The organism is Phyllobacterium sp. 628, assembly GCF_014189505.1.
Lineage (GTDB): Bacteria > Pseudomonadota > Alphaproteobacteria > Rhizobiales > Rhizobiaceae > Phyllobacterium.
Window position 1 is genome coordinate 7,501 of sequence record NZ_CP050301.1, and the last position, 12,672, is coordinate 20,172.

At 55.6% G+C, this 12,672-nt stretch carries 8 protein-coding genes (1 of these 8 only partly in view); 1 reads left to right on the forward strand and 7 read right to left on the reverse strand.

From position 1 onward, the window contains the following. Positions 1–1,484 carry the 3' portion of a M23 family metallopeptidase gene (locus HB779_RS01475; RefSeq protein WP_188344065.1) on the forward strand. 472 nt of this gene lie to the left of the window's left edge, so only the last 1,484 of its 1,956 coding nucleotides appear in the window; its start codon lies beyond the left edge, outside the window; its stop codon occupies positions 1,482–1,484. A gap of 7 nt (positions 1,485–1,491) precedes the next feature. On the opposite strand, the gene HB779_RS01480 is transcribed toward HB779_RS01475, so the two are convergent. The 7 genes from HB779_RS01480 to HB779_RS01510 form a co-directional block, all read right to left on the reverse strand. Further along, the gene (locus tag HB779_RS01480; RefSeq protein WP_188344066.1) at positions 1,492–2,910 is read right to left on the reverse strand and encodes a L,D-transpeptidase; all 1,419 of its coding nucleotides are present in this window, start codon (positions 2,908–2,910) and stop codon (positions 1,492–1,494) included. Positions 2,911–3,081: 171 nt separating this feature from the next. Beyond that, the gene (gene clpB, locus HB779_RS01485; protein ID WP_188344067.1) at positions 3,082–5,694 is read right to left on the reverse strand and encodes an ATP-dependent chaperone ClpB; all 2,613 of its coding nucleotides are present in this window, start codon (positions 5,692–5,694) and stop codon (positions 3,082–3,084) included. 209 nt (positions 5,695–5,903) lie between these two features. Continuing rightward, positions 5,904–6,647, reverse strand: coding sequence for a DUF4167 domain-containing protein (locus HB779_RS25675; protein WP_188344068.1), 744 nt, complete (start codon positions 6,645–6,647; stop codon positions 5,904–5,906). A gap of 295 nt (positions 6,648–6,942) precedes the next feature. Continuing rightward, complete coding sequence (gene prmC / locus HB779_RS01495; protein WP_188344069.1) at positions 6,943–7,812, reverse strand: peptide chain release factor N(5)-glutamine methyltransferase; 870 nt, start codon at positions 7,810–7,812, stop codon at positions 6,943–6,945. Between the two features lie 5 nt (positions 7,813–7,817). Continuing rightward, complete coding sequence (gene prfA, locus HB779_RS01500) at positions 7,818–8,897, reverse strand: peptide chain release factor 1 (RefSeq protein WP_188344070.1); 1,080 nt, start codon at positions 8,895–8,897, stop codon at positions 7,818–7,820. A gap of 24 nt (positions 8,898–8,921) precedes the next feature. Next, positions 8,922–11,162, reverse strand: a complete 2,241-nt coding sequence (gene ptsP / locus HB779_RS01505; protein WP_188345738.1) for a phosphoenolpyruvate--protein phosphotransferase — start codon at positions 11,160–11,162, stop codon at positions 8,922–8,924. Positions 11,163–11,315: 153 nt separating this feature from the next. Next, a complete protein-coding gene (locus HB779_RS01510; protein ID WP_188344071.1) occupies positions 11,316–12,569 on the reverse strand; it encodes an aspartate kinase in 1,254 nt (417 codons plus the stop codon). Between the last annotated feature and the right edge of the window lie 103 nt (positions 12,570–12,672).

Consider the following 12,672-nt stretch of genomic DNA (forward strand, 5'->3'; position numbering starts at 1 on the left):
GTACGGACCCTACTCCCAAGACCGGTCTGATTTACGGCGCCAAGGTCGAGAGCGAAGTCAGTCTTCGCACCATCGATTTCCCGCTCGCCACGGCGCAGTTCGATCCATCCGACGATTTGAGTGCCGACGAAGTCGAAGAAGTCGTTCGCAATACCGGTTCCTTGCTCACAGACGGGGCGGTTCAAGTTGCCTCACTGCATTACGTCGATCCCTTGCGTTTTGGCGTTGACGAAGATCCGTTCAATCTGCGCAATCCCCTCGCCGTCAAGATCATTCAGGAAAACGTCAGCGTCACGCCGCGCGATGCGGAAGATGCCGACAGCCATGGATATTCGGAAGAAATTATTCCGTTCCACAGCGACAAGGAAATTTTGAGCGCGTTCAGTGAAGCCGGCTACGAGGACGACGATGCGACCGGCATGTCCGATGCGATTGCCAAGCTGCTGAATTCTCCCCGTTTGAAAGCCGGCAGCGTTTTGCGGCTGGGTATCGAATCACGTAACAGCGTCGACCGGATCATGCGCGCCAGCGTGTATAATGGCACAACGCATATTTTGACCATCGCCCTCAATGATAAAGACCAGTATGTCCCGGCCGATGAACCTGAAATGACGCCCGGTCTGCAGGTCGCCTTTGACGACAACCCGCCGGCGTCGCGGCAGGCTGGTGATCTGCCTACGGTCTATGACGGCATTTATCGTGCGGGCATTGCCTATGGCATGACCGATACGATGATTGAGCAATTGATTCGTATGCTGGCTTCGGATGTCGACTTCCAGTCGCAGCTCGCCCCGGCTGACCAGTTGGAAGCCTTCTTCTCGCTGCCCGCTGATTCGGAAAAAGCCGGCGACGAATCAGAAATCCTCTATGTCGCCGCAAACTTTGGCGGCAACCTGCGCAAATTCTACCGTTTCCACTCGGGGGATGGTTCAACCGACTATTATGACGAGAACGGCAAGAGCTCGAAACAGTTCCTCTTGCGCAATCCGGTCCCCAACGGCGTCTTCCGTTCACCGTTCGGCATGCGCCGCCATCCAATTCTCGGCTATTCCCGCATGCATACCGGTGTTGACTGGTCAGCCCCGCGCGGCACACCGATCATCGCGGCGGGTAATGGCGTTGTTGAGCGTGCCGGTTGGACCAATGGTTATGGCAACCAGACTTTGCTTCGCCATTCCAATGGCTATGAAAGCAGCTACTCGCACCAGAACGCCATTGCGTCAGGTGTGACGCCCGGCGCCAAGGTGCGTCAGGGTCAGGTGATCGGCTATCTCGGTTCAACCGGCCTGTCGACCGGACCGCACCTGCATTATGAAGTCATCGTCAATGGATCAAAGGTCGATCCGATGCGCATACGCCTGCCGGGCGGACGGGCACTGGATGGCGATGATCTCGTCGCCTTCAAGCGCGAACGCGAACGTATTGATCAACTGCTGAAGGATGACAATAACGTACCGCCAGCCAAGGTCGCGGCCAGCGGCTAGAGCATGCCTATTCGGTAAACTCAACCGTTACACCTTTTTGCACCAGTTTCGACAATTCCGTTGCATCCCAATTTGTCAGGCGCACGCAGCCGTGGCTGTTGGTCTTGCCGATCTTGGATGGTTCAGGTGTGCCGTGAATGCCATAAGTTGGCTTCGATAAGGCAATCCACACGGTACCGACAGGCCCGTTGGGGCCCGGTGGAATGGTCAGCACCTTGTCATTTTCGCCCTGCTTGAAATTCAGCTTGGGATTATAGGTGTAGTTCGGATTGAGCGCGATGCGCTCGACCTGAACGATACCGGAGGGTGACGGTGTATCGGTGGAACCAATCGTTGCAGGATAGGCAACAATCAACCGGCCTTCGGCATTATATCCGCGAACCTGTTTGCGCCCCTTGTCGGCGATAATCTTTGTCACGGAACCAGCAACGTTCTGGCCGGGATTGGCAACCTGAATCGTCACGCCGGGCCTGTTGAAATCGGCACCCGGATTGAGCTCCTTCAGATAGGCTTCATCCATGTGGAAGCGTTCGCCCAGCATCTCGGTCACGGAGGTGAAGGCCATCCGTTCCAATTGTGCTTTGTGGCTGTAGTCTTCAGGAATGGAAGCCACAAAAGGATAGGCCGCATCTTCCGACGTAATCGTATAGGGGACGAAAGCCGGGCCACCCGTTTGCTCCAGCGAGGCAGTGATCCCCGCCTCATTGAGCGGATCAAACTTCTGGCCGGTCATTTCCTCAAAGGCTGCAACAGCTTTATCGACATTGCCGCCCTTGCGCCCATCAATCACACCGGGTGAAACACCGATGCGATCCAGCAGCACCTGAATTGCAGCAATCTTCGTTTTTGCTCCCTGCCCCTTTGGCAGTTGGACTGCCGGTGCCGGATTGGGGTGCGCAGGGATTGCTTCCTGTGAAGGCGTATTCGTCATGTTGTCGCCGGGGAAATCCGGTTCGATCAGACCTGGATCGGATGGCTGCAGATTTGGATCGTTGTTTGCCGGTGGCAAAGGTGCGCGCTCGACCGTGCGATAATCACGCTCGGAGGGTTGCGAGCGTCCTTGAAAAGGATCATTCGGGCGATTTGCATTTCGATCTTCCGGAATTGAGCCGGTATCGTAGGGATCCTGCGGTGCTTCCGGGAAGTAATCGTCGCCCTGACCATTGCGTGTATCATTGCGCGGCTCTTCGACGGAAACCACGCGGCCACGGCGATCCAGCGTAACCCTGCGGCCATATTCATCGAAATAGACCCGGTATTCTTCCTGGCGCGGGCGCCGGTCGAAAAACTGCGCAACCTCATATGGCGCCTGATTCGCACTTTCCTGCGCACCTGCGCTCGCAGCCTGCACGGGAGATACAGGCGCCAAAACCGCCAAAGCAGCGGCAAAAAGTGATGCAAATAGTATCAGACGACGAAACGCCATATTTTCAACTTCCGGTTTCCGCTAACGCACTCTTAAGCATAAATGACCGACTTTCCTGTCTTTATGGTTAATGCGGCACAATTATCGTCGCATTTACACGAGGAACGAGACATGAAAATGGCCGCCATAGGGCGGCCATTTCCTTTATTTGCGTATTTAATCAGACACCCGTCAGGCCGCCTGGCTTTTTTCCCGTTCAGGTACGCCTTTGACCGACTTGAAATTCAACCGGTCAGAGCCCGCCGTGATCTTGACTGTTGAGCCATCCAAAATCTCTCCGAGCAGGATTTTTTCTGCCAAAGGATCCTGCACTTGCTTCTGGATCACGCGCTTCAATGGACGCGCGCCATAAGCAGGGTCATAACCCTTCTCAGCCAGCCAGTTGGTTGCATCCTCGTCGATCTTGATCGTGATCTTGCGATCCGTCAGCAAAGATTGCAAGCGCTGCATCTGGATCGCGACAATCGCACCCATTTCCTTCCGCTTCAGGCGGTGGAACAGAATGATCTCATCGACACGGTTGAGGAATTCCGGCCTGAACGACGCCTTGACCACAATCATGACTTCCTCACGCACGGTTTCCACATCCTGATCTTCGCCCAGCGAAACCAGATATTCCGACCCGAGATTAGACGTCATGATGATCAGCGTGTTGCGGAAATCCACAGTCCGGCCCTGACCATCGGTCAGACGTCCATCATCGAGAACCTGCAACAACACGTTGAACACATCAGGATGCGCCTTTTCGATCTCATCGAACAGCACCACCTGATAAGGCCGGCGACGGACCGCTTCCGTCAACGCACCACCCTCTTCGTAACCGACATATCCGGGAGGAGCACCGATCAACCGCGCGACCGAATGCTTTTCCATATATTCGGACATGTCGAGACGAACCATGGCTGTCTCATCGCTGAACAGGAATGAGGCCAGAGCCTTCGTCAGTTCGGTCTTGCCCACGCCAGTTGGTCCGAGGAAGATAAACGAGCCAATCGGCCGGTTCGGATCCTGCAGACCGGCACGTGCACGGCGAACAGCCTTGGACACGGCCTGAACTGCTTCGCCCTGCCCAATGACACGCTTGGCCAGCTCGTCTTCCATACGCAGAAGCTTTTCCCGCTCGCCTTCGAGCATCCGGTCAACCGGAATGCCGGTCCAGCGCGAGACGACCTGCGCAATGTGATCAGGCGTCACAATTTCCTCGACCATCGAGTTTGAACCGTCCTGCTGTTCGGCCTGTGCAAGCTGCTTTTCCAGTTGCGGGATCGTGCCATAGGCCAGTTCACCCGCCTTCTGGAATTCGCCCTTGCGCTGTGCCGATGCCAGAGCATTGCGTGCATCATCCAGCTGCCCCTTAAGGTCTGCTGCATGACCCAGCTTCTGCTTTTCCGCCTGCCATGTGTTGGTAAGCGCGGTTGACTGCTCCTCGAGTTCGACCAGTTCCTTTTCCAGCCGTTCCAGACGATCCCTTGAGGCATCATCCTTCTCAACCTTCAAAGCCTCTCGCTCAATCTTGAGCTGCATGACGCGGCGATCAATTTCATCAAGCTCTTCCGGCTTGGAATCAACCTGCATACGCAAACGGGCGGCGCCTTCATCGATCAGATCGATGGCTTTGTCAGGCAAAAACCGGTCGGTGATATAACGGTTGGAAAGAGTAGCGGCAGCAACCAGCGCCGAATCGGAGATTCGGACCTTGTGATGCTGTTCGTATTTCTCCTTCAAACCGCGCAGGATCGAAATCGTATCCTCAACGGTCGGCTCATCAACAAACACCGGCTGAAAACGACGGGCCAAAGCCGCATCTTTTTCAACATGCTTGCGATATTCATCAAGCGTAGTCGCGCCAACGCAATGCAGCTCGCCGCGTGCCAACGCCGGCTTCAACAGGTTGGAGGCGTCCATTGCCCCCTCGCCTTTGCCGGCACCGACCAGCGTGTGCATTTCGTCGATGAACAGGATGATATCCCCATTGGCCGACTGCACTTCAGAGAGCACGCTTTTCAGCCGCTCTTCGAATTCACCGCGATATTTCGCACCGGCAATGAGCGACCCCATGTCAAGCGCCATCAATTGCTTGTCTTTGAGTGATTCCGGCACATCGCCATTGACGATGCGCAAGGCAAGGCCTTCGGCAATTGCCGTCTTGCCTACGCCGGGTTCACCGATGAGAACGGGATTGTTCTTGGTACGGCGCGACAGAACCTGGATCGTCCGGCGAATTTCATCGTCACGACCGATCACAGGATCGAGCTTGCCCGCACGCGCATCGGCAGTCAGATCGCGCGCATATTTCTTCAAAGCATCATAGGTGTTTTCAGCGGAAGCCGAATCGGCAGTCCTGCCTTTGCGGATATCATTGATAACCGCATTCAAGCCCGCAGCCGTTACACCGGCGCGGCTTAATATGTCTGACGTCTTTGCCGACTTTTCGACCGCAAGGGCAGTCAGCAGCCGTTCGACCGTGACAAAGCTGTCACCAGCCTTCTTGGCGATTTCTTCGGCAGTTGAGAATACTTTTGCCAATGGCTGGGCCAGATAAAGCTGCTCATTACCACCCGTTACTTTGGGCAGTGCATTGAGCGCCGTCTGCAAGCCAAGACGGACATCGGCGATGCGGCCACCGGCTCTTTCGATGAGCGATGCGGCGAGGCCTTCATCATCATCAACAAGCACCTTGAGCAGATGTTCGGGCGTGAATTGCTGGTTATTGGAAGAGAGAGCCAATGTCTGCGCCGACTGAATAAAGCCGCGGACGCGCTCCGTATATTTTTCAACGTTCATTCTTGTCTCCTTTTCCCCGAAGCCCTTAAGCGGCACTTCGAGGTCTGTTGGTGACGGATCCCCTGCAGGAGGCAGATCCATACGCTTCGAAGCTCATATGGGAATGCTTTCCTGTGGCCGCAAGATAGCCAAATCGATGTCGAATGAAAAAGAAAACGGCGCGGAAATGATTCCACGCCGTTTTTCAGAACATAGTACTGCGCTTGGGATCAGACGTCAGAATCGACAGCTGCCCGGCGTTTCTTCACTTCGGCAACAATGCCTGCCGGAGAAAGATCATTGGATGTGTCTACCGCAGCAGCAGGTGCTGGTGCGTTGCCTTCATCGGCAGCACGGGGCTCCCGTGGACGGGCTGGACGACGGCCGCGTGGAGCACGGCGAACCGGCTTGGCCTCGGCAGTGTCCTCGGATTCAGAGTCGTCGTCATTATTGGACGTATTCTGATCGTTGATTGCAACCTGATCATACTGCTTGCGCTGCTGATGATGCGGCTGGCGCTGGCTGACAGGCTGTTCGCCATAGGCAACTTCGGCCGGTGTACCTTCAATCACTGGCTGCGGTCCGCTGCCATTGATCTGCTGGTGTTGAACCGGGCTATCCTGCTGCTGATCGTTGCCGCCATTATCATCATAACCGTTATCATCGTCCTGCTCATCACCATCATCGCGGTCGTCGCGCTGATACTGAACGGGCGCCTGAGCCTGAGCCGCAAGAATAATGCGGTTATAATGTTCGGCATGCTGAAGATAGTTTTCCGCGATGACGCGGTCGCCACTGCTCTGCGCGTCACGCGCCAGCGTTGTATATTTTTCGGCGATGTGTTGAGCATTTCCCCGGATTTTAACGTCGGGACCGTTGCTCTCATAATTACGGGATAGGGGGTTGGGACCTTTGCTGCGGTTATTATTGTTACCGCGTCCGCGCATGCGCCTATTCTGCTGTACTGGCCTCATACTTATCTCTTTTCAGAAAATCAGGGGCGCTAATTTGCTCACCATTTGAGTCAAAAAGCTTCGCTTCTCAAGTGCCGACCTGAAGCGCGCCCCGCGCTTCAATCGCATCCAAAGTTCATAAAACTTTTGTGCTTCCGCTAAAACCATTTCCCCAAGAACAATTCCGATGAGAAATCAAACACCCGGAAAATTCCGTATCAATCTCTTGATAGGCAAAACCAGACTTGTTCGGTTTAGAGCGGTGACTGGAAACTAGCTGTCTTCGCAGCAAATTCCAAGCCTTTTTTCAATAAATTTACGTCTTCATGAACAACATTGCTCTTTCGTGCCCCGCTATATCCTTTTGAAGACCTGTCAATGTGAAACCTGATCTTGCGAAAATGGCCTCAACATCGTTGCGTTGATCAAAGCCCACTTCTACCGCTACCGCCCCATCTCGCCGAAGGTGATCTCCGGCATGGTCGGCAATAATATGGTAGGGGTCAAGACCATCCGGTCCACCATCCAGCGCCCGGGCCGGGTCATGCACAGCTACTTCACGCTGCAGGTCCGCAATGTCTTTCGACCGGATATAGGGCGGGTTGGAAATAATCATGTCAAATCCGCCAGTTACCTCAGCAAACCAGTTGGAATGAAGCGCGGCAAAACGGCTGGAGACGTAGTTTATATGGGCATTGTCGCGGGCTGTTGCAAGTGCACCCGGTGCAATATCGACGCCGATGGCCCGCAGTTCCGGCAACTGGTTCAGCAGCGCAATGGCGATGGCGCCCGTCCCTGTGCCGAGATCAATAAGATCGGCAATTCCATTTGCAGCAATCCGCTGCCGCAGGAACGGCAAGGCGAGTTCGACGAGCGCTTCCGTATCCGGGCGCGGCTCCAAGGTGTCAGGCGAAAGCGTAAATTCGAGCCCGAAAAATTCGCGCTTTCCAATGATCCGATGCACCGATTCGCCATTGATTCGCCTGACAAGCACGGCATCAAGCCGCGCCGAAACATCATTTGCAATCATGATGCTCGGATTTCGAACCATCGCAAGCCGGTCAAAACCGGTAACCCACTCCACGAGCAGCCTTGCATCAAGATCGGCAGTTTCAATTTCAGCTTTAACAAGTAAAGTACGCGCCTGAATGTGGACATCGGCGAGGCGCGAACCAAGATCAACCATCGCGATCAGAATCCGTCATTCATCTGGGTCAGCAGAGCAGTCTGGTGATCCGAGATCAGCGCGCCGATCAATTCGTCCAGATCACCTTCCATCATGCGATCCAGCTTGTAGAGCGTGAGATTGATACGGTGATCGGTCACGCGTCCCTGCGGGAAGTTATAGGTCCGGATGCGCTCGGAACGGTCGCCGGAACCAACCTGGCTGCGCCGTGCCTCCGAACGTTCACTATCAGCCTTCTGCCGTTGCGCGTCGAACAGGCGCGAGCGCAAAACCTGCATGGCACGGGCACGGTTCTGGTGCTGCGACTTTTCCGCCTGCACCACGACAATGCCAGATGGGATGTGAGTGATGCGCACGGCCGAATCGGTCGTGTTGACGTGCTGACCGCCAGAGCCCGAGGCCCGCATCGTATCGATACGAATATCTTCAGGGCGGATGTCGATGTCGATTTCTTCCGCTTCCGGCAGCACGGCTACCGTCGCGGCAGATGTATGAATACGCCCGCTGGCTTCGGTATCAGGCACGCGCTGAACCCGGTGAACGCCCGATTCAAATTTCAGCTTGGCAAACACACCCTTGCCCGAAACCATGGCAATGACTTCTTTGTAACCGCCGGCTTCGCCATCGCTGGCTGAGATAATTTCTACCCGCCAGCCATTGTTGGCCGCATAGCGCTCATACATCCGGAACAGATCGCCACCGAACAGCGCCGCTTCCGACCCGCCGGTACCAGCACGGATTTCGAGAATGGCATTGCGCTCATCCGCAACATCCTTCGGCAGGAGCAGCACCTGCAGATCCTGCTCAAGCGTTTCAATACGGTCATTGATATCGGGCAATTCAGCTTCCGCCAGATCGCGCATATCCCTGTCGGTCGAGGCATCGTTAAGCATGCTCTTCAGACCGTCGGCCTCGGCGCGGGCTGCCAGCAGCTCGCGAATCTTGGCAACCACCGGATCCAGTTCGGAATATTCGGATGCGAGTTTCACATAGGTTTCAGAATCCGGATTGCTCGCCATTTGCGTTTCAATCATGGCGAACCGCTTCAGCAGCTGATCCATACGATCCTGCGGAATAGACATCATTTTATTATGCTACCTCTGCGAATGTCACAGCGGAACGCCTGCTCGCTCTGCAAATTTGGTCAGGACGTGGCGCAGTGATCCGGTCTCACCATGATTGTCGATGGCATCGGCAAGATGGGCATGCAACTGACCAACGTCCAATGTGCCAAGCATGGCCTTGATAGGGCCGATGGATGCAGGCGACATGGATATGGACCGGAAGCCAAGTCCGATCAAGGCCATGGCCGATAGAGGCTTCCCAGCCATTTCACCGCAAAGCGTCACATCCGTATTGTTGCGGATGCCCGCATCGGCGATCTGGCGCAGCACCCGCAGGAACGGCACCGACAAATTGTCGAAACGGTTGGTGATCATCGAGTTGCCGCGATCAACCGCCATGACGAACTGGAACAGATCGTTGGAACCGACCGAGACAAAATCCACCACGGACATCAACTCATCCAGCTGCCATAGGAGCGACGGCACTTCGACCATGGCGCCGATTTTCACCCGCGTTGGCAAATTGTAGGCGAACCGCGACAGATGCTGAACTTCACGATTGATCAGTTCACTGGCCTTGCGCACTTCCGCCACTTCCGTGACCATCGGAATCATCAGGCGCAGTTCACGTCCGCCCGCTGCTTTGAGTAGCGCGCGTACCTGCGTGCGCAGCAAACCCGGACGATCCAGCGTTAACCGGATCGCACGCCAGCCCATGGCCGGATTCTCTTCGTTCACATTGCTGCGGAAATAGGGAAGCACCTTGTCGCCGCCAATATCGAGCGTACGGAAGGTCACTGGCCGCTCGCCTGCTGCTTCCAGCACCGAGCGGTAAAGCCGCTCCTGCTGCTCGGCACGCGGGAAGGTGGAAGCCACCATGAACTGCAATTCCGTGCGGAACAGACCGATACCTGCCGCTCCGGCTTCTGCCAATTGCGGCAGATCAACCAGCAACCCGGCATTCATCAGCAGAGAAATCGGCACGCCATCCTTGGTGACCGATGGCTTGTCGCGCAATTCACGATACAGCGCCTGACGTTTGGCGCGGAACTTGACCTTTTCCGAATAGGCCGCCTCGACATCCGCCTGCGGGCGCAAATGGACACGGCCATCATCGCCATCGACAATCACCGCGTCATTGTTTTCTGCCATGGACACGACGCCCTTGACCTGCCCGGCAACCGGAATTCCCATGGCGCGCGCCACAATCACCACATGGCTCGTGGCAGCACCGTCTTCCAGAACCAGCCCGCGCAGCCGTTCGCGCGGATAATCCAGAAGCTCGGCAGCACCCATCGAACGAGCAATAATAATCGCGTCCTTGGCCAGCGATCCGGCCATGGTCTTCACATCCCGTCCCATCAACTGGCGCAGCAGCCGATTGGCCAAATCATCAAAGTCACTCAGCCGTTCGCGCATATAAGGATCGGTCAGATGCATCATCCGTGCGCGGGTGTCACTCTGCACTTTCTCAACGGCAGCTTCAGCCGTCAGACCGTTGCGGATCGCCTCTTCGAGACGGCGCACCCAGCCCGTATCATGGGCGAACATGCGGTAGGCTTCCAGCACTTCGCGATGCTCACCCTCAAACGCCACGTCGCGGCGCGAGAGCATATCGTCGATTGAAATACGCAAGGAACCAAGCGAATTCTCAAGCCGGTCGATTTCCGTATCGATATTCTCGTTGAAAAGGTTTGTGACGACGATACGCGGCTCGTGCAGCACAACATGGCCGAGACCGACGCCATCATTGAAAGCACTGCCTGAAAAACTCATCGGCTTGCCAAGATCAAGTTCGACGCCCGGACGGGCCAGCCGGGTAAGACTACCGGCGGCAACCATTTCCGCCAGAACCATCGCTGTGGTTTCAAGTGCCTCGACTTCATCTTCCCGGTAGACGCGCTTGGTTCTGTTCTGCACGACAAGAACACCAAGCGTGCGTCCTGCCCGCAGGATCGGCACGCCCAGAAACGAATTGTAGATTTCTTCGCCTGTCTCGGGCAGGTAAGCAAAGGCAGGGTGCGTCTGGGCGTCAGTCAAATTCAGCGGCCGTGCACTCGAAGCAATCGTACCGACAAGACCCTGACCGAGACGCAACTGCGCCAAGTGAACAGCCGACGGGTTCAAACCTTCAGTAGCATACAGCTCAAGAACACCGTCCGAGCGCAGCACGTAAAATGAGCACACTTCCGCGACCATGTTCTGCGCAATTTCGCGAACGATACGGTCAAGCCTCTCCTGCGGCTCAAGAGCCTCCGCCATCAGTTCGCGGAGCCGCTTCAGCATGACACGAGGGCCGGATATCTGCTCGCGTGTGGGCACCCATTTGCTCCCTAATAGTATTGGCAGGACCGGAATGGTCCCGCCAATCAACCGGTTGATTCATCATGTCAGCCAACGAATTCACCGACAAATAGAATCTCTGTCTTAGACAGTAACTTAATGCTTATCCAGACCATAGACAGAATGCAAAGTCCGTACGGCAAGTTCCGCATAGGGGCCGTCGATAAGAATGGAAATCTTGATTTCCGAGGTCGTGATGGCGCGGATATTGATACCCTTGTCGGCCAAGGCGCGGAACGCCGTGGCAGCAACGCCCGCATGGCTGCGCATACCGATGCCAATGACCGAAACTTTGACCATGCCGGCTTCCGACTGGATGATATCACAGCCGATCTCCGCCTTGACCTTTTCCAGAACCACGAGCGCCTTGTCGAGATCGCCTGACGGAACCGTGAAAGTCATGTCAGTCTTTGATCCGTCCTCAGAGATGTTCTGGACAATCATATCGACATTGATGTGCGCTTCGGCCAGCGGGCCAAAAATGCCGGCGGAAATTCCGGGGCGGTCTGCAACACGGCGCAAGGAGATCTGAGCTTCGTCCTTGGCGTAGGCAATTCCAGTTACAACCTGCTGTTCCACGATTTCTTCCTCGTCGCAAATAAGTGTACCGGGCGGATTAATCAGATCACCCATGCCCGGTGCATCGGGGTCTTCGAAACTGGATCGGACAAATGTGCGCACTTTATGCACCATCGCAAGCTCGACGGAACGTACCTGCAGCACTTTTGCGCCAAGCGAGGCCATTTCGAGCATTTCTTCAAATGAAATGCGTGAAAGCCTGCGGGCCTTTGGCTCAACGCGCGGGTCCGTTGTGTAAACACCATCGACGTCCGTATAGATATCGCAGCGATCCGCTTTGACCGACGCGGCGATGGCAACTGCACTGGTGTCCGAACCACCGCGCCCAAGCGTAGAAATGCGGTTATCCGGGCCAATGCCCTGGAAACCGGCAATAACCGCCACCTGACCTTCTTTGAAGCGTTCGATCAGGAATGATCCGTCAATATCGATGATCCGAGCGGCACCATGGGCATTGTCAGTCTTGATCGGGATCTGCCAGCCCTGCCACGAACGCGCATGCACGCCCATGTGTTGCAGGGCAACTGCGAGCAATCCAGCCGTCACCTGTTCGCCCGAAGCAACAATCGCATCATATTCGCGTGCGTCATGCATCGGCGAGGTCTGACGGGTCCAGGCGACGAGTTCGTTGGTTTTCCCTGCCATTGCTGAAACGACAACTGCAACTTCGTGACCAGCATCAACTTCACGTTTGACATGCCGGGCCACATTACGGATGCGGTCGATATCGGCCACCGAAGTGCCGCCGAATTTCATCACAATGCGTGCCATGGGAAATACCGTTCTGGAAAGGCTTGAAAATGAGATTTAAAACGATCCACCTCAACAAAGGCGGAACGCGGTTTCCCATAACGAAATTATGACGCAACTGCAA